Genomic DNA, 24,831 nt, shown 5'->3' on the forward strand with positions numbered 1-24,831 from the left:
CGGGGCCGCGCGCGGGGCGTCGCGATCGCCGCCCGATCGGTGACGCCCGGGTCGTGCCGGGCGTCGCGGGCCGGGCGTCGCGGGCCGGGCATGGCGGTCCGGGCGTCGCGGGCCGGCGTCGCGGGCCGGGCGGGACCTTCCGGACACGGCCTAGGGTGGGTGACGTGCGTGTACTGCTCGTCGAGGACGACGAAGACCTCCGGTTCGGGGTGGCCGCCGCTCTGCGGGCCGCCGGGCTCGCCGTCGACGAGGCCGCCGACCTGCCCCGGGCCGACGAGGCCCTGTTCGTGACCGCGTACGACTGCGCGGTCTTCGACCGGATGCTGCCGTCCGGGGACGCCGCCGCCTATGTCGAGGGGCTGCGGCGCGACGGCCGCGACGTGCCCGTTCTCTTCCTGACCGCGCGCGACACGGTGGCGGACCGGGTGGAGGGCTTCGCGAGCGGCGGCGACGACTACCTGGTGAAGCCGTTCGCCGTGCCCGAGCTGGTCGCCCGGGTGCGGAGCCTGTGCCGGCGCTCCGCCGTCGTCCGTCCCCCCGTGCACCGTGTCGGCGACCTGGAGGTCGACACGGCCCGTCGGCTCGTCCGCCGGGCCGGGGTGCTTCTCACACTCACCACCAGGGAGTTCGCGGTCCTTGAGGTCCTCGCGGCCCGCGCCGACCAGGCGGTCTCGCGCGCCGAGCTGATCGAGAGCTGCTGGGACGAGATGGCCGAGCCGCAGTCCAACGTCCTGGAGGTGCTGGTCTCCCAGCTCCGCCGAAAGCTCGGGGATCCGCCGCTGATCCACACCGTGCGCGGGGTCGGCTACCGGCTCGCGCCCGACGGCGCACGGTGAGGCCCGCGTTCCTCCGCCGGTCGTCCTCGGCCTCGGTCACGCCGACGGCGCGGGTGCTGCGGCTGCGCCGCCGGATCAGCCTGCTGTTCGCGCTGACCAGCGCCGTGGGGCTGATCGCGATGGCCGCGCTCGCGGTGCGCAGCGACAGCGCCCGCTGGCGGGAGCAGCTCGACCACTCGATGGACGTGGACACCAGCTGGGCCCTCGGTCTCCTGGAGACCGACGAGAACGGCCTGCTGGCCACGGACGTCCTGGCGGACACGGTGAACACCGGCTGCCCGCCGCTGACCGTGCTCCTCGTGACCGGGGAGGGCGGGAGCGATCCCACCGGCCCTACCAACCCCACCAACCGCACTGGCCCGACCGACCCCACCGGCCCCGGCGACACCGGCGACACCGGCGACACCGGCGACACCGGCAGCCTGACCGTCCAGCACGCGCCCGCCGCCCCGTGCCTGACGGTGAGTCCAGGCGTGGTCCTGGAGGCCGGGCGGGCGGCGGCGCGGGACGGGGAGGCGCGGGGTTTCGACCGGCGCACGACGAACGGTGCACCGGTGCGCGTGTTCGCGCTGCCCTTCTACCCGCCGGAAGCGGCCGAGGGTGAGGGGCCGCAGGGTGTCCTGGTGACCCTCACCGACGCGACGGCACAGCGGGACGACCACCGGCGGTTGGTGTGGGTGGTGACCGGCGGCTGCGCGCTCCTCGTCCTGCTCTCGGCGGCGGTCGGGCACGTCCTGTCGGGGCGGGCGGTCCGGCCGGCGCTCACGGTGCTCGGTCAGCAGGAGGCGTTCCTCGCGGACGCGGCGCACGATCTGCGGACCCCGGCGGCCTCCCTCCGGACCCTCGCGGAGACGGCGCTGCGCGGCGAGACGGACAGCACGGACGTGCACCGGCGCACGCTGCGCCTGGCGGAAGGCATGGGCCGACTGGTCGACGGGCTGCTCACCCGGGCCCGCCTCATGTCCGGTACGGCCACGGTGGCACGTCAGCCGTTGCGTCTGGACCAGTTGGTGGAGGCGGTCGTCGACGAGGCGCCCACGGAGGGCCATCGCGTCCGGGTCGAGGCCGAGGACACGGTCGTGGTCGCCGACCCCGATCTCGTACGCCGGGCCGTCGGGAACCTGCTGGGCAACGCGCTCACGCACGGCCACGCGCCGGGTGTTCCGGCGGACGTACGGATCACGGTGACCCGGGACGGCACGCTGACGGTCGAGGACGCGGGTCCGGGACTGCCACCAGAGGTCGCGAACGCCCTGTTCGAACGCTTCCGCAGCGGATCGGGATCGACCGGCCTGGGTCTGTCGATCGCGTCCTGGGTGGCGCACGCGCACGGGGGCACGCTCACGGCGAGGCCGGGGGAAGCGGGCGGCGCCAGGTTCGTACTGAAGTTGCCGACACCGGGCTGAACCGGGCGGGCGAGCTGAACCGAGAAGTGTCGGGCCGGGACCGAGTCGCCGGTCCGACCGAGCAGACGAAGCGACCGAGCAGCGGGGCCGACCGAGCAGCCGGGCCGAACCGGTCCTCAGGAAATCCTCAGCATCCGCGCGTGATCCTTCCCTGGACCGTCCATCCATGGGAGTACCTCGTGAACACCACCCCCACCCGCCGCCGTCGGACCCTGGCTCTCGCTCTCGCCGTGCTCGGCGCCACGTCCCTCGCCGCCTGCAGCGTCGGGTCCGGCCCGGACGGCGGTCGGCCGAGGTCGTCGACCGGGCCCGCCGACCCCGCCGACCGCCCCGACCTGCGGCGCTTCTACGCCCAGAAGCTCGCCTGGAAGCCCTGCGGCGACCACAGGTGCGCCGCGCTCACCGTTCCGATGGACTACTCCCGCCCGGCCGACGGCAAGACCTTCGTGCTGCCGGTCGCGAAGGCGGTCACCGCGGTCCCGGGGAAGCGCGTCGGATCGGTCGTCCTCAACCCGGGGGGCCCGGGCGAGCGCGGTGTGCGGCTCATCCGGGACGGCGGTGCCGACGGCATCGGCCGGGCCGTGCGCGAGCGGTTCGACGTCGTCTCCTTCGACCCGCGCGGTGTCGGGGAGAGCAGACCGGCCCTGACCTGTACCCCGCCGGGACCCTCGGAGACCGCGGCCGAGGACTCGACGGACGCCCCGGCCGCCGTACCCCTCCACCCCCGCACCGAAACCGAGCGCGCCGACGCCCTCGCCGCGGCGCGGGCGACGGCCGCCGACTGCCGGAAGGCCGGCGGTCCGCTGCTCGCCCACGTCGGCACGGACGACGCCGCCCGGGACCTGGACGTGCTGCGGGCCGCGCTCGGCGAGCGGCGGCTGACGTACGTCGGCTGGTCGTACGGCACGAGCCTGGGCACGTCGTACGCCGAGCAGTTCCCGCGCCGCGTACGGGCGATGGTCCTGGACGGGGCGGTCGATCCGTCGCTCGACTGGCGGCAGCGGATGCTGGGCCAGGCCGCCGGATTCCGGAAGGCGGCGGAGGAGTACGCGGAGACCTGCGCCGACGCCGTCGGTGACGCCTGTCCCGGCGAGACGCCCGAGGACATACGCGCGCTGATCGACCGCCTCGTCGAACGGACGCAGCGCGAGCCGCTGCCGGTCGACGACTCCGAGTCCGGTCTCGACGCCGCGGCCGTGGTCTCCGCGCTCGACCTGTCCATGTACACGCCGGAAGCCCAGTGGGAAGCCCTGTCCGAGGCGCTGAGCGCGGCGGACGCGGGGGACGGGACGAAGCTGGCGGCCCTCGCGGCGGGAGAGGAGGAGCCGGGGGACGGTGAGGCGGGCACCGACGCCGAACCCGAGGAGCCCGAACCCACCGGGACCGACGCCGACAAGACCGGGGCCGAGGACGACGCCGACAAGGCCGACGAGACCGAGCCCTCCGGAACCGTGCCCGAGGACAACAGCGAGGCCGCCCTCATCGCGATCAACTGCCTCGACGTCCCCCACCCGCGCGACGCCCAGGCCTACTGGGACGCGCTCGCCCCCGCCGAGAAGGCCGCGGGCGTGCACGGCACGACCGCCGTGACGAACGAGCTGGTCTGCAGGGACTGGCCGGCCGGTCCCCAGCGTCCGCACCGGGTGAGGGCCGCGGGCGTTCCGCCGGTCCTCGTCGTGGGTACGGCGGGCGACCCGGCGACACCGTACGGGGAGGCGGTGAGCCTGGCGCGCCAGTTCCCCGGCGGCATGCTGCTCTCGTTCGACGCCCCCGGCCACACGGGTTACGGCCGCAGCCCCTGCGTCGACAAGAAGGTCGAGGAGTACCTGATCAGCCTCGCGAAGGTCCGTCCCGGCACCACCTGCCCGGCCTGAGGCACACGCCCTACGGCGTGTCCGGCGGGTCCAGCAGGTCGAGTTCGGCCGTCAGGGCGGCCGCCAGCGCGTCGACGTCGGGGACGGCCTCGCCGTCGGCGACGAGGCCGATGTGGACCTGGCCGCCGTACGGGGACATGGCGACGGCGAGGGACTGGCCGCGGGCGAGCGGGGCCATGGGGAAGAGCGCGCGCAGCGGGGCGCCGCCGAGCGAGAGCGCGGAGCGGGGCAGCGGCACCTGGGTGACCAGCAGGTCGAAGAGCAGCCGGGCGGCGCCGGAGGCGAAGGGGGCGCCGAAGCGGTGCGCGAGCGGCGGCAGTTGGTCGGCGAGGAGGGCGACGGCCCCGGCGCCCCTGAGGGGGCCGGCCGCCTTGTTGCGGTCCATGGCGCCCCGGACGGCGGCGAGCCGGGCGGCCGGGTCGGACTCGGTGACGGGCAGGTCGAGGAGGTAGCCGGAGAGGCTGTTGCCGGGACCGGCAGGGACGCCGGGGCGGCGCCGGGACACGGGGACGAGGGCCCGGGGGTCGGCTCCGGGGAGGGGCAGCCCGCGTCCGTCGAACCAGCGTCGGAGGGCCCCGGCGACGACGGCCAGGAGGACGTCGTTGGCGGTGCCGCCCGTGGTGCGGCGGATCCGGTGGACACGTTCGAGGGGCAGGGAGGCGGTGGCGATCCGGCGGGTCCCGCTGGACTCGGCGGCGAGTGCGGCGGTGGGGCGTCCGTCGAGACGGCTGGCGCGGACGACGGAGGCGCCGACCTCGACGGCCCGGCCGAGGTCGCCGAGCCGGTCGCGGGCCATGCCGAGCAGCCGTCCGGGGCCGGGGAGCCAGGAGCGCGGGGGCACCGGTCGGGGACGTCCTGCGGCACGCCGGTCCGCGAGGCGGCGGCCGGCGGCGATCTCGTCGAAGATGCCGGCGCCGATGGCGACGGCCCGCATGCCGTCGGCGAGGGCGTGGTGGAGTTTGACGAGGACGGCGAAGGAGCCGTCGGGGGCGCCGCTGAGCACGTACATCTCCCAGGGCGGCAGGCCCCGGGCGACGGGCCGCTCCATGAGCTCGGCGGCGAGCCGGGCGGTCTCGGCGGGGAAATCGGCGCCGGGGAGGGTGATCTCGTGGACATGGTCGCGTACGTCGAAGTCCGGGTCGGCGCTCCAGGCGGCGCCGCCGACGGGCAGCAGGACGTCGCGGACGCGCATCCGGAGCCGCGGAACGGCGGCGGCGCGGCGGGCGAGCAGGTCGAGGATGTCCGGGACCTCGTGGCCGCCGTCGTGGCCCCCGCCCATGGGTACGGGGCCGAAGTGGGCGAGTGCCCCGAGGTGCAGGGGGTGCGCGGGGGATTCCAGGTGCCAGAAGGCCAGGTCTAGCGGTGCCAGTAGCTCGCTGCTCACGGGTGTCCTCACGTCCTGCACGAAGAGCCGGGTGAACGCAGTCAATCGCGTACCGACAGTTACGGTCAAGTATGAGCAGTTCACGCTCAGTTAACAAGCGCGCGATTCGGTGAACGGTCCCGCACCCATGCGGCGCGCTCAGTTCTCCACGGTGAACGGTCCCGCATCCGTGTGACGCACTCAGTTCTCCACGGTGAACTCACACCACACGCACTTGCCGCTCCCCCGCGACTCCACGCCCCACACGTCGGAGATCTGGTCGACGAGCAGCAGCCCCCGCCCGGACACGCCCGCCTCACCCGCCTCGCGGCGCCTGGGCAGGGCGCTGGAGCGGTCCTCGACCTCGACCCGGAGCCGCTTCTCGGCCCCGCCGAGGATCCGCAGGGTCACGATCGCCCCGCCGTCGGTGTGCATCAGCGCGTTGGTCATCAGTTCGTCGGCGACCAGCTCGATCTCGTCCGCGCGCTCCTCGGCTCCCCAGGCCCGGACGGCGGCCCTGATCATGTGCCGGGCCGAGCTCAGCGCCTCGGGGTCGCTCTGGGCCACGTGCTGCTGGAACCGCCCGGCGCCATGGGCGGCGGACGCGCTCTCACGGCGCAGGAGCAGGATCGCGACGTCGTCCTCGCCACCCCGGTCGGCGACCACGTCGCACAGGTGGTCGGCGAGCTCCTGGAGGTCGGCGGGGCCGCGCCGGACGAGCCCGGAGAGCCATTGCAGACCCTCGTCGAGGTCGGCACCGGGCTTCTCGACCAGCCCGTCCGTGTAGAGCATCAGGGTCTGTCCGGGGTCCAGCTCCAGGGTGGTCACCGGGTAGTCGAGCCGGCCGAACTCGGCGGAGAGCCCCAGCGGCAGCCCGCCCTCCACCGGGACCCTGCGGCAGCGGCCGTCCCTCTCCCGGATCAGCGGGTCGACATGACCGGCGCGCACCACCTGGACGACTCCTGTGCCGAGGTCGACCTCCGCGTACGTGCAGGTGGCGAAGCGTTCGGTGTCGAGTTCGTGCAGGAAGACGGAGGCGCGGGCCATCACCGTGGCGGGCGTGTGCCCCTCGGCGGCGTAGGCGCGCAGCACGATGCGCAGCTGGCCCATGACGGCGGCCGCGTGGGTGTCGTGGCCCTGGACGTCTCCGATGACGGCGCCGACCCGTCCGCCGGGCAGCGGGATGATGTCGTACCAGTCGCCGCCGATGTCCCGGCCGAGGCGGGCGGAGCGGTAGCGGACGGCGGTCTGGGCGCCGGGCACCTCGGGGATCCGGCGCGGGAGCATCGCCTGCTGGAGCCCCTCGGCGAGGTCGTGCTCCTGCTCGTAGAGCATGGCCCGCTGGAGGCTCTGGGCGATGCTGCTGCCGAGGGCGACGAGCAGGGTGCGCTCGTCCTCGCTGAAGCCGGTCTTGTCGCTGTAGAGCAGCCCGAGTGCGCCGATGGGCCGGGCCTGGGCGATGAGCGGCAGATAGGCGGCGGCGGTGATCCCGAGTCCGCTGATGTGCGGCCAGAGCACCGGGAAGGATTCGGCGAAGTCCCGGGCCGAGTCGATGAACCGGGGCCGCAGGGTGCGGATCACCTCGCTCATCGGGTACGGCTCGTCCACCCGGGTGAAACGGGTACCCGGCACGAAGGCGCCCTCGGGGCCCTCCGCGACCAGCTGGATGCGGCCGGCGTCGAGGAGGCCCACGACGAGACTCGCGGCGCCGAAGTGTTCGAGCGCGTGGGAGTCGTTGAGCAGGTCGATGACGTCCTGCACGGTCCGCGCGTAGGCGAGTGCGGCCGTGGTGCCCTCGACGACTCCGGCGCGTCGGCGCCGCCCCTCGTCGAGGCCGAGCCGGGCGGCGGACTCGGTCAGTTCATGGGTGGCGTCGCGGACGACGCCGACGATGCGCACCGGGAGGCCGGTGTCGTCGCGGTGGACGAGTCCCTGGGTGTGGGTCCACTGGTGGCTGCCGTCACGTCTGCGGATGCGGAAGTACGCGCCGTACTGCTCACTGCCGTCCTTGAGCGCCTGGGCGACCAGCGTGTCGAGGCGGCGGCCCTCGTCCGGCAGGACCCGCGAGCCCAGCGACTCGGGGCGGTCGTCGTACTCCGCGCGGTCCATGTCGAAGACGCCGAGGGCCGCATCGTCCATGATCATCGTCCCCGCGGCGAGATCCCAGTCGAAGCCGCCCATCCGGAAGGCGGAGCCGAAATCGGCGAGGATCCGCGCCCCGTCACCCTGTCCCTCCGGGGCACGGCTGAACCGCTCGGCCGCCTCCCCGCCCCCGTTGCCCGCGTTCATGGGGCCACGCTAGGCGCAGCCCCGCCCGTGCGCACCATGAAGATCCGTTTCACCCCTCGAATGTCTCGGGCTGCTCCGGGACCGACTCGGCGGGGAACAGCTCCCCGGGCGGCAGCTCGCCGTCCGGCACGCCCGGGGGTTCGGCGTACGGGTCTGCATAGGGATCGGCGTAGGGGTCCGGGTACGGCTCCGCGTCCGGTACGGGATACGGGTCGGGGTCCGCCGGGGTCGGGGCGGTGCCGGTGCCGCCGGTCCCGGAGGCGTCGGGGCTCACGGGCAGCGGGTCCGTCGGGGCCGGGGGGACCGGGGCGGGCACCCTGGAGGGGGCGTCCGGGGAGGTACGGCGGTCCGGGGCGCTCGGGTCGGGCGTGGTGCCGTCCGGCGTGGCCGGGTCGGGCGTGCCGGAGCCGGTCAGGGCGCATTCGTCCGGGTCGCAGGCGGGCTCCACGGCCGGCTTGCGGTCCTCGCCGCCGTCGCTGCCGGTCCGCCGTTCGATCCAGCTGCGGTCGGCGGCGTTCACGATGACCAGGCTGGTGACGACGGTGGTGGTCGGCCGGACGACGATCACCCGGTCGGGGTCGAAGCCCTCCCAGGGCTCGCCCTGGTGGACGCCGTCCCGGGCCGCGGCGGGTGTGCGGAGCGGGTTGCCGCAGGCGCAGCGGACGCGCGGGGAGCCGTACTGGTCGACGAGGACCGCCGTACCGGTCTGGAGCACGGCCTGGTAGCCGTTGGCCCTGCCCTGGCGGTAGCCGTGGTTGGTGACCCGGGTGTCGGCGCGCAGGACGACCGGGGTCAGCCCGCGCAGCCAGTCGCCGACGTTGGTCTCGGGGATCCCGGAGGCCTCGGCGAAGGCGCGTGTCCTGTCCTGGTCGGCGGTGAGGAAGGAGACCTGCCGCTCGACGTCGCAGCTGCCCTCCGCGCGCGTGCCGCCGTAGAGACCGGGGGTGGAGCCGGTGACCTCGCGGACCTGCTCGCCGCCGGGGTCCGGGTCGCGGTCCGGAGAGGAGACCTGTCGGGTGGTCCGGGCCGTGGACTCGGTGAAGGGGTCGGGGCCCTGCGCGGCGACGGGCTGGAGGAAGACGTCCTGCAGCGATCCGGCGGCGGGCTGGGCGCCGCCACGGGACCCTTCCCAGACGGAGGTGCACCCCGTGAGCAGGAGGGAGACGGTGAGCGCCGCGAGCGCGGAGCGGGCCGCGGCGCGCGGGTTCACGCGGGGGGCGACCGGGTGGGTCGCGGTGGGAGCGGTGGGGGTCCGCCGCGTCCGGCAGAGGGCTGAGCGCACCTGGTTCTCCCGCTTTCTCTCCCCCGGGCCACGGCGCCCGGTTCCGGCCAGTCCTTCATGTCTGTCGCAGTGGGCGGGGGCCCGCAAGCCAAGAGCGGCCGACCGGGGCGGCATGCCGTACTTGAACACGTTCAAGAGAAGCTCTACGCTCGGGGTCGCCGATTGAACACGTTCAAGTGGGGGTGGTGGCGCATGACCGCACTGTCGGTCCTCGTGGGCTCGGTCGTGACGATCGGCATGTGCTGGGTGGTCCCGACGGGGCTGGCACTCCTCGACGGCCCCCGGCCCCCGGGGTGGGACCCGCTCCGGCGCGCCTGGCCCCTGCTCGCCGTCCCCGGCGCGCTCGCCCTGTGGCTGCCCCGCTCGGGTCTCTCGACGGCGCTCGCCGCCGTCTACGCCCTGGCCACGGTCGCGCTCGCACTCCAGGCCCCGGCCCGGCTCTTCCTGACCCGGTCCCTCCGGCCGGGCGAGGTCGCCGTCCTCACCGCCCTGGTCGCGCCTTCCGTCGCCGGGCTCGCACTCGTCGCCGAACGGGCCTCGTACCCGCTCTTCGGCTTCGACCTGGACATCTTGGCGCTGACCGTGCCGCACTTCCACTTCGCGGGCTTCGCCGCAGCCCTGGTCGCCGGACTCCTCTGCCGCGTCTCCGAGGGCCCCACCGCCCGCTTCGCCGCGCTCAGCGTCCCGGCCGGCACCCTGCTCGTGCTGCTCGGCTACTTCGTCGACGACTGGGCCGAGCTCGCCGGGGCCGTCGTCCTGACAGCCGGCATGACGGCCGTCGCGGTCCTGACCCTGCGCGAGCGCCGCACCCTGGCGGCCGACCGGCTCACCAGGGGACTGCTCGCCGTCTCGGCCCTGGTCCTCTTCGTCACCATGCTGCTCGCCCTGAGCTGGGCACTCGGCGAGGCGACCGGCCTTCCGCACCTCGACCTGACGTGGACGGCCGCGACCCACGGCCTGGGCAACGCCCTCGGCTTCGCGGTCTGCGCGCTGCTCGCCCACCGCCGCGTCCGGCAGGACCGCACGCCTCCTGCCGCACCTCCGCAGAGGCCCCCGGACGACCGGATCCCCACGCCCTTCCCGACCGACCGACCCCCGACGGACCTCCCGGCCTCCCCGACCTCCCCGACGCCCCTCCCGACCCGCCCGCGAACGGAGCTCCCGGCATGACCCGCCTCATGAACAGCCTGTCCCGGCACGACCGTCCCCGACCCGCCCTCACCTACCGCGAGGTCGGCGCCACCCGGACGCCGGAAACCCTCCCCGAGGGCTACCACCACCTGCGGCACAGCGCGGTCGTCGGCCACGGCCGCGCCGCCTTCGAGGCCGCCGGGGCGGCCGTCACCACCTGGCGGATGCACCGCGCCACCGGGGCGCGCTTCCTCGCCGACGCCGACCGCGCCGCGCCCGGCGTGGTCATCGAGATATCGACGGGCATCGGCCGGCTCCGGCTCGGCGCCCCCTGCACGGTGATCTGGACGGCGTACGAGAACGACCGCATCGGCTTCGCGTACGGAACCCTCACCGGGCACCCTGAGTGCGGCGAGGAGTCCTTCATCGTCCACCTGGAGCCCGACGGCACGGTCCGGTTCGCGGTCACCGCGTTCAGCCGCCCCTCCGCCTGGTACACCCGGCTCGGCGGCCCCGTGATCCCCCTCCTCCAGCGGGCGTACGCACAGCACCTGGGCCGAACCCTGCGGCGCCTCGTCAGGACCTGACCGCGGGCCGATACTGGAAGCGATGGAGTGGTTCACCGCACCCGACCACTGGCTGAGCCGGATCGTCTTCCAGCGGGGCCTCGCCGGGCTGTACTGCGTGGCGTTCCTATCGGCAGCCCTCCAGTTCCGGGCGCTGATCGGCGAGCGCGGCATGCTCCCCGTACCGGAGTACGTGCGCAGGACCCGCCCCCGGCACACCCCGTCGCTCTTCCACTGGCGCTACTCCGACCGGCTCTTCGCGACCGTCGCCTGGTCCGGTGCCGCGCTCGCCCTCGCGCTCGTGGCCGGCGCGGGGGACGCCGTACCGCTGCCGGTGTCGATGCTGCTGTGGCTGCTGCTCTGGGCGATGTACCTGTCGATCGTGAACGTGGGCCAGACCTGGTACGCCTTCGGCTGGGAGTCGCTGCTCCTGGAGACCGGGTTCCTGGCGGTCTTCCTCGGCAACGACGACACCGGCCCGCCCGTCCTCGTGCTCTTCCTGCTGCGCTGGCTCCTCTTCCGGGTCGAATTCGGTGCCGGGCTCATCAAGATCCGCGGCGACCCCTGCTGGCGCGATCTGACCTGCCTCTACCACCACCACGAGACCCAGCCGATGCCCGGCCCGCTGAGCTGGTTCTTCCACCACCTCCCGCGCCCGCTGCACCGGGTGGAGGTGGCGGCCAACCACGTCGTCCAGCTCCTGGTGCCGTTCCTGCTGTTCACCCCGCAGCCGGTGGCGACGATCGCGGCCGGGCTGATGATCGCGACCCAGCTGTGGCTGGTGCTGTCCGGCAACTTCGCCTGGCTGAACTGGATCACCATCGTGCTCGCCCTCTCCGTCGTGGACGCCTCCCCCGTCACCGGCGAGCACCCCCAGCCGGATCCGCCGCTCTGGTACGTGGTCCTGGTCGTCGCGGTCACCGCGTTCGCCCTGGTCCGGAGCTACCGCCCGGTGCGCAACCTGCTCTCCCGTGACCAGGCGATGAACCGGTCGTACGACCCGTACCACCTGGTCAACACGTACGGGGCGTTCGGCACGGTCGGGCGGATCAGGGACGAGATCGTCGTCGAGGGCACGGACGACCCCGTGCCGCACGCGGGCACGGTGTGGAAGGAGTACGGCTTCAAGGGCAAGCCCGGTGATCCGCGCCGGCTGCCCCGGCAGTTCGCCCCGTACCATCTGCGGCTCGACTGGCTGATGTGGTTCGCGGCGCTCAGCCCCGGGTACGCGCGCGAGTGGTTCGGTCCGTTCGTCGAGCGGCTGCTCGACGGCGACCGGGACACCCTGCGGCTGCTCGCCCACAACCCCTTCCCGGAGGCTCCGCCGGCCTTCGTCCGCGCGCGGCTCTACCGGTACCGGTACACGACCTGGCGCGAGCTCCGCGCGACCGGGGCCTGGTGGCACCGGACGCTGCTCCGGGAGTACCTGCCGCCGATCCGGCTGCGGGAACCGGCGGAGGACCCCCGCTGAACCCCCGGACGCGCCGTGAACGCGCCGGTGCCCCCGGCCGTGGACGGCCGGGGGCACCGGGGTGAAGTAGGGGATCAGTCGATGCCGGGCAGGATGTGGGGCTCGGCGAGGTCGTCCTCGTAGCCCGCCAGCCGGATCGGGGCCGCGTGGGCCCACACTTCGAGGCTCCCCAGCTCGCCGTTCCTGCGCGGCCGGTCCTTGGGTTCGGCCGGTCGCGGTTCCTGCTTCGTCAGTTCGGATGTCACCGCGCACTCCTCTGTGTCGCGTACCTGTAGGACAAGTGCCGGTCGGTCGCGGTGGCGCCGGTCGTCGGGCGGGACCGCGGCCTTGGTGGCAGGCCTGCCCCTGGAAGGCCGTGAGGACGGTGTGTCTCCTCGGTGGCCGACCGTGAGCATCAGAGTAACCAAATGAGCACGTCCGCGCTCTACCGGGCTCCCAAGTGTGATGCGATCGGGTGAATCGAGCCGAAAAAGCGCCCCACCGGGCCGGTGGGGCGCTCTTGTCAGGACTGCGGGAACCGCTTTTCCGCCGCTTGGGACCGGTTCCTACCAGTTGGCCTGGGCGTAGTCCTTCAGGAAGCAGCCGTAGAGGTCCACGCCGTCCTCGCCGCGCACGATCGGGTCGTAGACCCGGGCCGCGCCGTCGACCAGGTCGAGCGGGGCGTGGAAGCCGGCCTCGGCGAGGCGCAGCTTGTCGAAGTGCGGACGCTCGTCGGTGATCCAGCCGGTGTCGACCGAGGTCATGAGGATGCCGTCGGTCTTGAACATCTCCTCGCCGCTGGTCCGGGTCACCATGTTCATCGCCGCCTTGGCCGCGTTGGTGTTCGGGTGCCCCGCGCCCTTGTAGCCACGGCTGAAGACGCCTTCCATCGCGGAGACGTTCACGACGTAGGAGCGGCCGCTGGCCGCCTTCTTCGCCGCCTCGGCCATCACCGGACGCAGCTTGCTGATGAGGATGAACGGCGCCGTGTAGTTGCACAGCTGGGTCTCGAGAAGCTCCACCGGGGAGATCTGCTCGATGCTCTGCACCCAGGTGTTGGAGTCGACGACGTCCGGCACCAGGCCGCCCGCGTCGATGGCGGTGCCGTCGAGGTGCTTGGCGATGGTGGCGTTGCCGGCGACGAGCGCGAGGTCGGCGACCTGCTGGGCCTCCAGGTCGCGCACGCCGACGGGAAGCTCGGAGGATCCGACGAGCTCCCCGACCGCGCCGGAGTTGAAGGCGCCGATCACGTGGTGGGCGGGCAGCTCGCCTGCCGGAAGCGCGGCGCTCTCGCCCTCGACCAGGGCGGCGTACGCGGACGGCAGGCGGCGCACGGTCTGCGTCGCGTTGTTGATGAGGATGTCCAGCGGCCCGGCCTCGGTCATCTGGTCGGCGAGGGCCACGGCCTGCGCCGGGTCGCGCAGGTCGATGCCGACGACCTCGAGCCGGTGCATCCAGTCCGCGGAGTCGTCCATCGCCTTGAAGCGGCGGATGGCGTCCTTGGGGAAGCGGGTGGTGATGGTGGTGTGGGCGCCGTCGCGCAGCAGTCGCAGCGCGATGTACATGCCGATCTTCGCCCGGCCGCCGGTGAGCAGGGCGCGCTTGCCGGTGAGGTCGGCGCGGGCCTCGCGCTTGGCCCGGTTCTCGGCCGCGCACTTCTGGCAGAGCTGGTGGTAGAAGTAGTCGACCTCGACGAACCGCGTCTTGCAGACGTAGCAGGAACGCGGACGCTGGAGTATCCCCGCGATCCGGCCTTCCTCGGTGACGGAGGAGGGCAGGATGCCCTCGGTCTCGTCGTCGATGCGCTGCGCGGAGCCGGTGGCCGTGGCCTCCGTGACCGCCTTGTCGTTGGCGGTCTTGGACGCCCGGCGCTCCTGGCGGCGGCGCTGCTTCACGGTCCGGTAGATCCCGGCCGTGGCACGCCGGACGAGGATCGCGTCCGGGTGGTCGACGTCCAGCTTGTCGAGCTCGTCGAGGACGCCGAGGCAGACGGCCAGGCGATCGGGGTCGATACCCGGCCCGTAGTCCTGGTTTTCTTCGGTCACCGTCATGGCCTTCGGGTTCCTCGTTCGCTCGTCGTCGCCGTTCGTGGGCCGTCACCGTCCGCGGGCTTGGGAGACGGCAACCTCAGCAACTTTACGGAGCGGGGGGCCGCGCCTCCAAACCCGTTCGGGGGGCGTGGTCGAAGACACAGTCCCCGCACAGTCCCGCGCCGGGGCAGCGGTAGTAGAGACAGCAGCTGGCGCGGCGCAGCCGGGGGCCGCGGACCGTACCGGCGAGGTCGGGGTGGTCGAGGAGTCCGGAGACCAGGGCGGCGGCCCGTTCGGCCACCTCCGGGCGGCCGTGGGCGCGCGCCCAGCGGGTCAGCTCGCGCAGCGCGCCGGCGAGGGCGGAGCCCGCGTTGCCCCAGAGCAGGCGCGGGGAGATGTTCCCGTCGCGGCGCAGGGCCGCGTGGAGCGGCACGAGGTGGGCCTCCTGGACGGCCGCGCGGATCTCGTCGACGGTCGCGAGTCGGGTCTCGGAGCCGGCCCACCACAGGTCGTCGGGGGAGGTGAGTGCCCCGTCCCAGTACAGCTCGGCGGGGTCGAGGGCGGGGAAGCGGCCGTGCAGGGCGGCGGGCCCGATCGCGGTCGACCAGAGCCGGGCCGCGAGTCCGAGGTGGGCGACGGAGGCCCCGACGCGCCGCTCGGGGGCGCCGAGCCGGGCGGCGACCCGGTCCACGCGCGCGTGGAGGGGGCCGTCGTCGCCCGCGTACAGGCGGGCGAGCGGACGGTGTGCCCCGCCGGTCTCCGGCGCGGTGGTGCGCAGGGCGAAGAACCCGCCCACCGATCCGCTCTCCACGAGATCCACCCGAGCTCCCCCTCGATCCGGTACCGGTCGCGTGCCGAGGTCTTCCGGGCACGAGTTCCGACCACCGTATCCGCTGTGCGCGGCTCCTCGGAACGGCTCGAAAACGTCGCTTTGTACCCGTTCTGACCTGCACGGGTGTACATCTACAGGCGTACGTGGGGCCCACGTACTGCGAGGGGTGTACCCGCGAAGACGTCCCCTGGTACGACGACGCGATCGGCCGGGAAGAGAGATCGTGGAAGGTATGAGTCCCCTCCTGCTGTCCGTCCTCCTGGCCCTGGTCTCGGCGGTCGCCTACGCGGCCGCGGCGATCGTGCAGGAACGGGTCGCGGCCTCCGCCACCGGTCCGCGCTACGCGCCGCTGCGCAGCCCCGCCTGGTGGGGGTCCGTCCTGCTCAACGGCGTCGGCGCGACCCTGCACGTCGCGGCCCTCGCGTACGGGCCGCTCAGCCTGGTCCAGCCGCTGGGTGCCCTCACGATCGTGTTCGCGCTGCCCATGGCGGCCCTCTTCGTCGGCCGCAGGGCCGGATCGCGGGCCTGGCGCGGCGCCCTGATGGCCACGGTGGGCCTGGCCGGGCTGCTCAGCCTCACGACCGGCGCCGAGGCGCGGTCCCTGGCCGACGGCGACCGCTGGCTGCTCGCGGGCTGCACGTTCGGCGTGGTGGCCGCGCTGTTCACGGCCGCGCACGTGGTGGGCAGGTCCGTGCTGCGCAGCGTCGTCCTGGCCGCCGCGGCGGGCGTCTCCTTCGGCATCGCCTCGGTCTTCACCAAGGCGGTGGCCGAGGAGTGGACGCCCGGCGCGCCGCTCGCCGAGTGGACCGGGCTGCTGGTGCTCTCGGCCCTCGCCGTGACCGGGCTGCTCCTCTCCCAGGCCTCCTACCGGGGCGCGGGACTCGCCGCGCCGCTGGCCACCGTCACGGTGATCAACCCGGTGGTCGCCGCCGCCGTGGGCCTGACCCTGTTCGGCGAGAGCTTCCGCTACGGCACGGCGGGCACCGTCGCCGCGCTGATCAGCGGCGCGGTGGCGGCGGGTGGCCTGGTCCAGCTCACGCTCGACCGAATGGCCGTCCCGGCCGGGTCGCCTTCGGCGTCAGATCCGGGGCGTGATCCGGTGTCCGGACCAGGAGCGGGGTCAGAGGGAGACCCCGCGCGCCCTGAGGTAGGCCAGGGGGTCGATGTCGGAGCCGTACCCGGGACCCGTCCGTACCTCGAAGTGGAGGTGCGGTCCCGAGCTGTTGCCGGTCGATCCTGAGCGGCCGATGCGCTGGCCGGCGGTGACCCGCTGGCCGTCGCGGACGGCGAGCGCGGAGAGATGGGCGTACTGGCTGTAGCGGCCGTCGTCGTGGCGGAGGACGATCTGGTAGCCGTACGCGCCGCCCCACCCGGCGGAGACGATCCGTCCCCCGGCCACGGCCTTGACGGAGGTGCCGGTGGGCACGGGGAAGTCGACGCCGGTGTGGTAGCCGCTGGACCAGGAGGAGCCGGGCTTGCCGTAGCGGGTGCCGATGTCCGCGGAGACGGGGGCGGCGTAGCGCTTCTCCTCCGCGGCGGGCGGCCGGGGCTTGGAGGCGGGCCGGGGAGCGGGCTTCGGCCGGGGCTTGGGCGTCTCCTTCGCGGCGGGCCTGGTCGTGGGCTTCGCCGCGGGTGTGCCGCTCGGCTTGGTGCTGGGCTTCGTCCTGGGCGTGGTCGTCGGACGCGACTCGGGCCGGGCGGACGGTTTCGACCCCGGCGTGGTCACGGGCTTGGTCACGGACGTGGCGACAGGCCGTGTCACGGGCTTCGCGGCCGCCTTCGTCGGCGGCTGCGCGACGGGCCGGGTGCGGGGCACGGCGGCCTGTGCTGAGGGTTTCGCCGGGGGCACCGTGGCCGAGGGGGCCTTCGTCGGGGCCGGCGGGGCCTTCGTCGGGGGCTTCTGCGGGGCGGCGATGCGCAGGGTCAGGCGCTGGCCGGGGTGGATGAGGTCGGGGTCGTCACCGACGACGGGGCGGTTCGTGTCGTACAGGCGCTTCCAGCCGCCCTGGACCCGTTCCTCGCGGGCGATCTTCGACAGGGAGTCGCCGGGCGTCACCGTGTACATCTCGCGGACGGTGGGGACGGCGGTCGGGCCGACGTTCCTGGCCGGCTGCTCGGGTAAGACGCGCTGCCCGGGCAGGGAGGCGGTCCTGGCCGCGTTACCGCCGCCGGACGCCTTCGTCGTCGCCTTGCCGCCGGGGGTGATGTCCGGCGCTTCCCCGCCCCGTGCGAGGCCCGCGCGGGGGCCGCAGCCGGGCCACGCGCCGGGCCCCTGGCCCTTCAGGACGCGCTCGGCGATCACGATCTGCTGGTCCTTGGAGGCGAGGTCGGCACGCGGTGCGTAGTGCCGGCCGCCGTAGGCCTCCCAGGTGGACTGGCTGAACTGCAGTCCGCCGAAGTAACCGTTGCCGGTGTTGATGTGCCAGTGGGAGGTCGACTCGCAGGCCGCGACCTTCTCCCAGACGTCGAGCGAGGCGGCTTGCACGGCCCCCGCGCCGATCAGCGGCAGCGCCATTCCGGCGCCTCCCGCGGTGACGGTGAGCGAGGCACGGTTGATCCGGCTCGGCTGGTGGCGGCGGTGACGTCCGCGTACGGCCATGGGCCCCCCTTGAACACAGCAGCAGCCGTCCAAGTTAGGGGTGGCGCACGCTCCGTGACAAGGGATACGCGAAAGCTCAAGGCCCGTCTGTCACCTTCCCGTTGACGTCGCGCGGCGGCCGGCGGGACCCGGCTGGGGCTGAGGCTCGGGTTCCGGTACGGGACCGCCGGGCCCCGGTGCCGGACTCGGATCGGGGTCCGGAGGCACGGGTACCGGGTTGGGCGGGGGTACGGGCGGCGGTGCGGGCACCGGCGGCGGAATGGGCGAGGGGGGCAGCGGATCGGGGTACGGGTGGGTCATCACGGACCTCTCGGTCGACGGGTTCGTCCCCCTCCAGGGTGGCCCGACGGGCCCTGCGGCGCCCGCCGGACCCCGTCGTTCGGGTCAGTCCCCGACGGCGCGGCCCGGACCGTGATCCGCCGGTCGCCGCGGGGCCTGGCACCCCCGCGGCGGACGGGCGGCGGTCACCACAGGCCGGGCGTGGCCTTCAGCTGGAGCTTCGCCGCGCGAACCACCTCGGACGGGGCGACCGGCGCCTCGTCCGGGTGGCGCTCGGCCCACTTCGCGGCGTACGGACAGAGCGGCACGACGGGTACGCCCGCACCGGCGGCGATCGCGTAGAACTCGCGCACGAGCGCTCCGGCGATGCCCTTCCCCTCATGGCCGTCCTCGACGACGGTATGCACCGCGACCAGCGCGTGCGGCTCGGCGTCCAGGACGAAGTAGACGATCACACCGACGTAGGTGTCGCCCTCGAACGCCTCAAGGCGTCCGTTCGCCCGGTCGTCACGCGTCTTCGGCTCGGCCATGCGGCGGCACTCCCTCGGCTCGGACCGGTCAGCCCCGCACCGGCGCGGGTACGGACTCGGGCACGGCGTGCGGGGCGCGCACCGTGTCGCTCCCGGGAACCGGCGCGGACGCGTCGGTCCCCAGCTCCACGATGCGGTTGCCGCCGTCGACGTGCACGACGCGCGGGACGAACGTCCGGGCCTCCGCGTCCTCGACCTGCGCGTAGCTGATGAGGATCACCAGATCGCCGGGGTGCACCAGATGGGCGGCGGCGCCGTTGATCCCGATGACACCGGAGCCGCGCTCGCCCTCGATGACATAGGTCTCCAGGCGGGCCCCGTTGTCGATGTCGACGATGTGCACGAGTTCGCCGGGCAGCAGGTCGGCCGCCTCCATCAGATCGGCGTCGACGGTGACCGAACCGACGTAGTGCAGGTCCGCCTGGGTGACGGTCGCCCGGTGGATCTTGGACTTGAACATGGTGCGAAGCATGCGGAAACTCCAGATATGTCTGCTCCCTGCCCGCATTCTGCAGGTCAAGGGCGGTGCGCGGAGCCTACAACGGTTCGCTTGTTCGGTCAGCTCTCCCCAGGTTCTCCAGGACGAATGCTGACCCCCCTGCCGACTTCCTTGATGCACCGCGAGCATGGTGCGCGCACATCGGTGGCGACCTCTCCGGCTCGGCGCCCCGGGCCTGGCGGTCGACGCGGCCGTGATCAGAAGGGCGATCACCGTGCCGGCACGGTACGAGGACGAGGACGAGGCGATGGATCCACTGGCGGTCAGGAGATCGCGTCTGGCCCACGCGCTCTTGGTCTGCTCCTCTGCTTGCCGTGGCATCGGATGATCGTGTGCCTCGTACGGGTCGGAAGGAGTGCGGGCCCGACCGGGCGGGTCAGGACCGACCTCGCCGTGGCCACGGACCGTTCCGGGGTGGGCGACCGGCCGGGCACGCACGGGACGGGACGCCGTGCGACCGTGCTGCCCCGTTCCGGGTGTTCACTTGGTCAGCCAGGCGAACGGGACGCCCACAAGGTGGTACTGGAGCAACATGCTCGCCATGGTGACCGCGGCCGCCGCGGTGACGGTGAACAGGATGCGGCCGGTGAGGTTCCACCAACTGCGGAGCCAGGCCGCGATCGCCCCCGCCACCACGCCCAGCGCCAACGGCACGAGTGCCGTACCCAGCGTCGTCACGGTGGACAGCAGGGGCGATCCCAACGGCACCATTTCCATCATCGCGTTGCTGTCCGAGACGACGACGGCGAGTGCGGCGGTGAACGCGATCACGCTCAGCCCGGTCACCGAGGCCGTAGCGCGTGCGGCGCGCGCTGCGGGAGGATGCGGGGTCCGGCCCCGGAGACGCCGTACCAGGGCGGTTGTGGGAAAGGCGATCGCGGCGAGTACCAGCATGCCCGTACTGATGCCGAGCAATCCCCGGTGCAGAGCCGGAGACTGACGCCATGCCAGCTTCTCGTAGGCGGTCGAAGGCACCGCCGACGAGACGAGCACGCCGCCCTTGGCGAAGGCGAGCGTCGCGCGGCTTCCGCCGCGCTCTTGGAACAGGCCGTCGCCGAGCGCGAGCCAGCTCTGTTCGGGCTGGGCGGGGTCGAGGGAGAGCCCGGTGGTGTGCAGGCCGTTCTTGCCGTCCTTCCGGACAGTGACACGCGCGACCAGGCCCTCCACGGCCATGAGGCTGGTGCGGCTGACCCGGGCCGGGCGGTAGGAGCCGATGTAGGAGTCGAGGGACGGATCCGTCGCGGCGTCCGGGACGTCGGATGCGGGTTCGTCCGGGACGAGGGCGTCCACGATCCGGTTGATCAGGTCCTTGCCGTCCCAGGAGGCACGTCCGTCCGTGCCGTCGCCGTTGAAGACGACGAACACGCCCACGTCGTGGCCGGGGACGAGCAGCAGGTTGGAGTGGAAGCCGGGGATGTCGCCGTCCTTGAACCAGCCGGTGCGCCCACCGCGTCGCCACTCCTCGAATCCGTAGCCCAGGCCGGGCATGCGGGGATCCTGCCGGTAGTGCACCCGCTGCATGAGGCGGTTCGCCGCTGTGTCGTCGGTGAGCTGCCCGGTCATCCAGCGGCCCATGTCGGCGGCGGTGCTGACCGCCCCGGGCCCGGTCGGGCTCCACGCGCCGTACTGGCCCTCGTCCTGCGTCCAGCCGGACGTACCGCCGGGTCGGTAGCCGCGGGCGAGGCCGGCGGCGATCGGGGCCGGCTGCGGCTGGGCGAAAGTGGAACCAGCCATGCCCAGGGGCTTCAGAATGTGCTCGGCGACATAGTCGGGGAAGGACCGGCCGGAGACATCTGCGACGAGCTGGCCCGCGATCGCGTAGCCGTAGTTGTCGTAGGCGGCGATCGTGCCCGGAGCACGGACCCGGGGCGGGCGGCGCGTCACGAGGCTTTCGGCGAGCGGTTCGACGTCGTTCGCTCCGATTCTGTTGCGGCCCACGAGGTCGCTGTCGAACCCCGCGGTATGCGTGAGGAGCTGGTCCAGTGTGACGGGGCGTCCGGGGTACGTGTCGGGGACGGTGAGCCCACGGAGGTGGTCGTTGACGTCCGCCTTCGGGTCGACCTCCCCCTCGGCGACGAGCTGGGAGGCGGCCTGTGCCGTGAACAGCTTGGCGAGTGAGCCGAGGAAGAAGCCGGTGTGCTGCGGGTCGACCGGCGTCCGGGAGCGGACGTCGGCGACGCCGTAGCCCTTGGCCAGGACGGTCCGGCCGCCGGCCACGACGGTGACGGCTGCGCCGGGGATGCGGTCGTCCTCCAGGTAGTCGGCGACGGCGGAGTCGACGAGGGAGTCGAGGCGGGGCGGAGCGGCAGCGTGAGCGGGGACCGCGACGGAGAGCAGCGCGGCGCAGGTGATCGTGATCGTGGCGGCCATCGTGGTGAGGGTCCGTGTCGACGTCGTACGCATGCGTCGACGATCTCGTCCGGGGACCGGTCGGCGGCAGTGTGAGGCGCATCGACCGATGTGTATTTCACATGGGTGGGGTGGGTAGGGCGCACGAGTGGCATCTAACGTGACCTCATGAACGGGTGGGGCTGGGCATTTCGGCGCGGGCGGAGAATCGGGGCCGGAGGCAGCAGGCCGGGAATCCTGGAGACCGAGGGCCCGCCGGGCGAGCCGGCCGGTGGCCCGGCCCGGGAGGACCACGCCTCGGGATCCGGCCCTTTCACCGATGCAGATACCGACGCCGGTCCGACGCCGGCGGTCGTATCGGTGATCCTCGTCGTCGTCATTCTCGGCTTCTCCTTCGAGCCCGGTGTCGTCCTGCCACGCCCGGCCGCCGTACCGATGCTGCTGCTCCAGTTGGCCACCTGTCTGCCTTCGACGCGGCGGCTGCGCGGGGCCTGGACCCTCGCCGCGCAGATCCTTCTCACGTCCTGGTCCGGGCTGCCCGGATTCCTCGGCGCCTCAGTGCTGCTGGTCGTCGAACGGCCCGCCCGATGGGCTCTGTTCACGGTCGTCGTGCTGGCGGCGGGGCCGCTCGCACCCGGCGACGGCAGTATCCATTCCGTCCTCAACGGCATCGGCAACGCCCTCGCCCACGGATTGATCATCTATGCGCTGACCCGGCTCACCGAGCTCTACACCGAACTCCACGTCACCCGTGGTGCACTGGCGGAGGCCCTGGTCACAGCCGAGCGGGAGCGCGCCGGCCGCACCCTGGACGCGGTGCTGGGAACGGCCCTGACGGAGATCACCCGGCTGGCCGGGCAGGGTACGCGGGCGGCGCGGGAACTCGTGACGGTCGCGCGGGCGGCGACGGAGCGCGTGCGCACCGCTCCGCCGGCGCAGTCGGCCGACGTGGCCGACATCCCTCAAGGTGCCCTTGCACCCCGGCTCGTGTGGCCCATCGTGGTCGCCACCCACGTCGAGTACCTGGTCGTGGGCACTGCGTTCCTGCTCGGTACCGGGGTGCCGGGCGGGCGGGTCGTCGTGTACGCGGCCGCATTGGGGGTTGTGGTCGGACTGCAGGCGTACCACTCCCTCCCGCGTCCGCCGGGTGTGCGTCCCTCGTACGTCGCGTGGACACTGGGCGTGCAGCTCACCCTCGCCCTGGGCATGCTGGCCGCTCCGGACGGGCCGTACCCTCAGCTGGTGGGTTTCGCGGCCGCCTCGGTGCTGATCGTCCTCCCAGGGCGTACCGCCCGGCCGGCGGCCGGGGCGCTGATCGCACTGGCAGCGATCGCCATGCTGCTGCGGCCGGACGGGCCCGGGGCTCGTGGCACCGTTCTCCTCCTGCTGGACATCGGGGTGATCGCTTCCGTCTTCTACGGCCTTGCCCTGCTCACCGGCCTTGTCCACCAGGTGCGGGAGGCCCGCGGAGCACTGGCAGCGCTGGCCGTGGCGCGAGAGCGCCGGCGTATCGCCCGGGATGTCCACGACCTCCTGGGCTACGGGCTGTCGGCGATTGCCCTCAAAGGCGAGCTGGCGGTCCGCGACCCTGACCGGGAGCGGGCCGATCGGCATCTCGTCGATGCGGCGGCGCTGGCGGACCGGGCTCTGACGGACCTTCGGGCGATCCCGGGGGAAGACCCGGAGATCACTCTGGCCGAGGAAGTGGCCTCCGCTCGGAAGATACTGGCCGCCGCGGGCGTCGCCGTGCAGGTACGGGGCGAGGCGGACGAGGTGGACGGGGCGTCGGAGGCACTGTTCGCCACGGTGTTGCGGGAGGCTGTGACGAACGTGCTGCGGCACGCGGCGGGAGCTCGCCGGTGCGAGGTGGACCTCGGCCCGGGGCTGCTGCGGGTGGCGGACGACGGCCGTGCGGTTCCCCCGCCGCCACGAGGGGAAGGCGACCACGCGGGTACCGGCGGCAACGGGCTGAGGAATCTTCGTGAGCGCGCGGCCGCACTCGGCGGGATCCTGGAGGCCGGGCCCGCCCCGGACGGCCGCGGCTACGTCCTGACCGTCCGTCTGGAATCCGCTCCCGTCTCCATCCTCGTATGACGCCGTGTCACCCCAACCAGCCGTGCTCCCGGGCGATCCGCACCGCGTCGAGCCGGTTGCGGGCATCGAGCTTGGTGACGGCCGCACCAAGATAGTTTCGTACGGTGCCCTGCGAGAGGTGCAACTCGCGAGCGATCTCGTCGAGCTCGGCGCCAGTGGCGGCCCACCGCAGCACGTCGGTTTCGCGTGGGGTGAGCGGGCTCTCCTTGGCGGTGAGCGCTGCGGCGGCCAATCGCGGATCGATGACATGCTCCCCCGCGGCCACGCCGCGGATCGCGGCGGCGAGCTGAGCCGGCTGGGCGTCCTTGAGCATGAACCCGCCCACCCGGGCGGCGAGTGCCGACCTCAGGGCCTCGGGCCGGCCCAACGCAGTGAGGATCAGGATCCGGCAGTCGGGAAGCGCGGCCCCGAGGTCGCGGGCGGCGGAGAGTCCGTCGGCGCCGGGCATGTCCAGGTCGAGCACCGCAACAGTAGGGCGGTGGGCGAGGGCGGCGGGGACGACGGCATCCCCGCGGGCCACCTCGGCGACGACCTCCATGTCAGGCTCCAGACCCAGCAGGGCGGCCAGCGCCCCACGGATCATGTGCATGTCCTCGGCCAGCAAGATGCGGATCACAGTCCCTCCCGGAGGATCGTAACGGCCGGCGGCGGAGGGGCTCGGCCCACTTGAATTTCCGTGGTCGCCGCAACACCCGCTCCGAGGCGGGCATTGTCGATCATCAGCCATGCCCTCTCCAGGGGAGCGATCGCGCCGACACGGCACAGGTCAAGCCCGTACGCCGCCCCGGACCGGACCGAGGACCTAGCCGGAACGCCGCACGCGTACCTCGACGTCGGCGCGTCGGCCGTCTTTGCGCGAACGCGTTGTGAGGCAAGTGTCGCCGAACCCCGATCCAGAGATGCATAAAGGATTCATATAAAGTCGCTATGCTTCAGGCATGAGTCGCCGAGACGCCGCGCACGACGCTTCCGATGCCATCGGGTCAGCCCTCTACGGTCTGGCCACCAGGGCCGTGAGACGCCTTCCCCGCGACATGAGCCTGACGTCCGCCGCCACCTTGGCCACCCTGGACAAGACCGGCCCGCGACGGATCACCGATCTGGCGGTGGCAGAGGGCGTCACCCAGCCCGCGATGACCGTCCTGGTCCGGGTGATGGAGGAATCCGGGCTGGTCGAGCGGAAGGGCGATCCGTCCGACAAGCGGGTCACGCTGGTGTGCCTGACCGAGGCCGGCGCGTCGTACGTCCGGACGCGACGCCAGGCGGGCGTCGACGCGTACGCGCGGTTGATCGACGAACTCACAGGTGCCGAGGTCGAGGCCTTGGCAGCAGCCCTTCCGGCGCTGCTGCATCTGGCGGAGCTCGAAAGCCACGCCCGAGAGGGGTCGGACCGGTGACCGCGGCCCAGGCTCATGACCAGCC

The 24,831-nt window shown here is 73.3% G+C and carries 20 protein-coding genes; 9 read left to right on the forward strand and 11 right to left on the reverse strand.

Annotated features, from left to right (window positions below; genetic code table 11):
• Positions 1-164: 164 nt before the first annotated feature.
• From OG259_RS05575 to OG259_RS05585, 3 genes are all read left to right on the forward strand, one after another.
• A complete protein-coding gene (locus OG259_RS05575; protein WP_328941169.1) occupies positions 165-836 on the forward strand; it encodes a response regulator transcription factor in 672 nt (223 codons plus the stop codon).
• Positions 833-2,242 carry a sensor histidine kinase gene (locus OG259_RS05580; RefSeq protein ID WP_328941170.1) on the forward strand — a complete coding sequence of 470 codons (1,410 nt, stop codon included), beginning with the start codon at positions 833-835 and terminating at the stop codon, positions 2,240-2,242. The genes OG259_RS05575 and OG259_RS05580 overlap by 4 nt, the downstream gene beginning before the upstream one ends.
• A 140-nt stretch (positions 2,243-2,382) precedes the next feature.
• A complete protein-coding gene (locus OG259_RS05585; protein ID WP_328941171.1) occupies positions 2,383-4,116 on the forward strand; it encodes an alpha/beta fold hydrolase in 1,734 nt (577 codons plus the stop codon).
• 10 nt (positions 4,117-4,126) lie between these two features.
• Here the strand turns inward: OG259_RS05585 and OG259_RS05590 are convergent, their stop codons facing one another.
• The 3 genes from OG259_RS05590 to OG259_RS05600 all read right to left on the reverse strand — a co-directional run bounded on the left by OG259_RS05590 (position 4,127) and on the right by OG259_RS05600 (position 9,050).
• Positions 4,127-5,500 carry a wax ester/triacylglycerol synthase family O-acyltransferase gene (locus OG259_RS05590; protein ID WP_328941172.1) on the reverse strand — a complete coding sequence of 458 codons (1,374 nt, stop codon included), beginning with the start codon at positions 5,498-5,500 and terminating at the stop codon, positions 4,127-4,129.
• A gap of 180 nt (positions 5,501-5,680) precedes the next feature.
• Positions 5,681-7,660 (reverse strand): SpoIIE family protein phosphatase, encoded by a 1,980-nt coding sequence (locus OG259_RS05595; RefSeq protein WP_328947002.1) that lies wholly within the window; start codon positions 7,658-7,660, stop codon positions 5,681-5,683.
• Between the two features lie 157 nt (positions 7,661-7,817).
• Positions 7,818-9,050 carry a DUF6777 domain-containing protein gene (locus OG259_RS05600; RefSeq protein WP_328941173.1) on the reverse strand — a complete coding sequence of 411 codons (1,233 nt, stop codon included), beginning with the start codon at positions 9,048-9,050 and terminating at the stop codon, positions 7,818-7,820.
• A 201-nt stretch (positions 9,051-9,251) separates the two neighbouring features.
• Between OG259_RS05600 and OG259_RS05605 the strand changes: the two genes are divergently transcribed.
• Genes OG259_RS05605 through OG259_RS05615 form a run of 3 tightly spaced genes read left to right on the forward strand, consistent with a single transcriptional unit; the run spans position 9,252 to position 12,218 of the window.
• On the forward strand, positions 9,252-10,220 hold the full coding sequence (locus OG259_RS05605; RefSeq protein ID WP_328947003.1) for a YndJ family protein: 969 nt from the start codon (positions 9,252-9,254) through the stop codon (positions 10,218-10,220).
• Positions 10,217-10,768, forward strand: a complete 552-nt coding sequence (locus OG259_RS05610; protein WP_328941174.1) for a DUF1990 family protein — start codon at positions 10,217-10,219, stop codon at positions 10,766-10,768. Before OG259_RS05605 ends, OG259_RS05610 begins: the two co-directional genes overlap by 4 nt.
• A gap of 22 nt (positions 10,769-10,790) precedes the next feature.
• Positions 10,791-12,218: a lipase maturation factor family protein gene (locus OG259_RS05615; RefSeq protein ID WP_328941175.1), complete on the forward strand. Its 1,428-nt coding sequence runs from the start codon at positions 10,791-10,793 to the stop codon at positions 12,216-12,218.
• Between the two features lie 74 nt (positions 12,219-12,292).
• On the opposite strand, the gene OG259_RS05620 is transcribed toward OG259_RS05615, so the two are convergent.
• The 3 genes from OG259_RS05620 to OG259_RS05630 form a co-directional block, all read right to left on the reverse strand.
• Positions 12,293-12,463: a hypothetical protein gene (locus tag OG259_RS05620; protein WP_266899547.1), complete on the reverse strand. Its 171-nt coding sequence runs from the start codon at positions 12,461-12,463 to the stop codon at positions 12,293-12,295.
• 300 nt (positions 12,464-12,763) lie between these two features.
• Complete coding sequence (locus OG259_RS05625; protein WP_328941176.1) at positions 12,764-14,248, reverse strand: SDR family NAD(P)-dependent oxidoreductase; 1,485 nt, start codon at positions 14,246-14,248, stop codon at positions 12,764-12,766.
• 85 nt (positions 14,249-14,333) lie between these two features.
• Entirely contained in the window at positions 14,334-15,047 is a 714-nt protein-coding gene (locus OG259_RS05630) for a (2Fe-2S)-binding protein (protein WP_328941177.1), read from the reverse strand.
• Between the two features lie 244 nt (positions 15,048-15,291).
• Between OG259_RS05630 and OG259_RS05635 the strand changes: the two genes are divergently transcribed.
• Entirely contained in the window at positions 15,292-16,299 is a 1,008-nt protein-coding gene (locus tag OG259_RS05635) for a DMT family transporter (protein WP_443051919.1), read from the forward strand.
• Here OG259_RS05635 and OG259_RS05640 read toward each other — a convergent pair.
• The 4 genes from OG259_RS05640 to OG259_RS05655 form a co-directional block, all read right to left on the reverse strand.
• Positions 16,180-17,658 (reverse strand): transglycosylase family protein, encoded by a 1,479-nt coding sequence (locus OG259_RS05640; RefSeq protein WP_328941179.1) that lies wholly within the window; start codon positions 17,656-17,658, stop codon positions 16,180-16,182. The two genes, OG259_RS05635 and OG259_RS05640, sit on opposite strands and share 120 nt — an antisense overlap.
• A gap of 464 nt (positions 17,659-18,122) precedes the next feature.
• A complete protein-coding gene (locus OG259_RS05645) occupies positions 18,123-18,467 on the reverse strand; it encodes a GNAT family N-acetyltransferase (protein ID WP_328941180.1) in 345 nt (114 codons plus the stop codon).
• Positions 18,468-18,495: 28 nt separating this feature from the next.
• A complete protein-coding gene (panD, locus tag OG259_RS05650; protein WP_328941181.1) occupies positions 18,496-18,939 on the reverse strand; it encodes an aspartate 1-decarboxylase in 444 nt (147 codons plus the stop codon).
• A 507-nt stretch (positions 18,940-19,446) separates the two neighbouring features.
• Positions 19,447-21,369, reverse strand: coding sequence for a serine hydrolase domain-containing protein (locus OG259_RS05655; protein WP_328941182.1), 1,923 nt, complete (start codon positions 21,367-21,369; stop codon positions 19,447-19,449).
• Between the two features lie 114 nt (positions 21,370-21,483).
• Between OG259_RS05655 and OG259_RS05660 the strand changes: the two genes are divergently transcribed.
• Entirely contained in the window at positions 21,484-23,409 is a 1,926-nt protein-coding gene (locus tag OG259_RS05660) for a sensor histidine kinase (RefSeq protein WP_328941183.1), read from the forward strand.
• Positions 23,410-23,416: 7 nt separating this feature from the next.
• Here the strand turns inward: OG259_RS05660 and OG259_RS05665 are convergent, their stop codons facing one another.
• Positions 23,417-24,025, reverse strand: a complete 609-nt coding sequence (locus OG259_RS05665) for a response regulator transcription factor (protein ID WP_328941184.1) — start codon at positions 24,023-24,025, stop codon at positions 23,417-23,419.
• Positions 24,026-24,347: 322 nt separating this feature from the next.
• On the opposite strand from OG259_RS05665, the gene OG259_RS05670 reads away from it, so the two are divergent.
• Positions 24,348-24,806 (forward strand): MarR family winged helix-turn-helix transcriptional regulator, encoded by a 459-nt coding sequence (locus tag OG259_RS05670; protein WP_328941185.1) that lies wholly within the window; start codon positions 24,348-24,350, stop codon positions 24,804-24,806.
• Positions 24,807-24,831 lie beyond the last annotated feature (25 nt).

This window comes from Streptomyces sp. NBC_00250, assembly GCF_036192275.1.
GTDB lineage: Bacteria > Actinomycetota > Actinomycetes > Streptomycetales > Streptomycetaceae > Streptomyces.

Coding starts and splice junctions, on each gene's coding strand:
- OG259_RS05670 (WP_328941185.1), top strand. CDS start 24,348: ATGAGTCGCCGAGACGCCGCGCACGACGCTTCCGATGCCATCGGGTCA.
- OG259_RS05645 (WP_328941180.1), bottom strand. CDS start 18,467: ATGGCCGAGCCGAAGACGCGTGACGACCGGGCGAACGGACGCCTTGAG.
- panD (WP_328941181.1), bottom strand. CDS start 18,939: ATGCTTCGCACCATGTTCAAGTCCAAGATCCACCGGGCGACCGTCACC.
- OG259_RS05610 (WP_328941174.1), top strand. CDS start 10,217: ATGACCCGCCTCATGAACAGCCTGTCCCGGCACGACCGTCCCCGACCC.
- OG259_RS05625 (WP_328941176.1), bottom strand. CDS start 14,248: ATGACGGTGACCGAAGAAAACCAGGACTACGGGCCGGGTATCGACCCC.
- OG259_RS05595 (WP_328947002.1), bottom strand. CDS start 7,660: ATGGGCGGCTTCGACTGGGATCTCGCCGCGGGGACGATGATCATGGAC.
- OG259_RS05640 (WP_328941179.1), bottom strand. CDS start 17,658: ATGGCCGTACGCGGACGTCACCGCCGCCACCAGCCGAGCCGGATCAAC.
- OG259_RS05615 (WP_328941175.1), top strand. CDS start 10,791: ATGGAGTGGTTCACCGCACCCGACCACTGGCTGAGCCGGATCGTCTTC.
- OG259_RS05655 (WP_328941182.1), bottom strand. CDS start 21,369: ATGCGTACGACGTCGACACGGACCCTCACCACGATGGCCGCCACGATC.
- OG259_RS05635 (WP_443051919.1), top strand. CDS start 15,292: ATGAGTCCCCTCCTGCTGTCCGTCCTCCTGGCCCTGGTCTCGGCGGTC.
- OG259_RS05660 (WP_328941183.1), top strand. CDS start 21,484: ATGAACGGGTGGGGCTGGGCATTTCGGCGCGGGCGGAGAATCGGGGCC.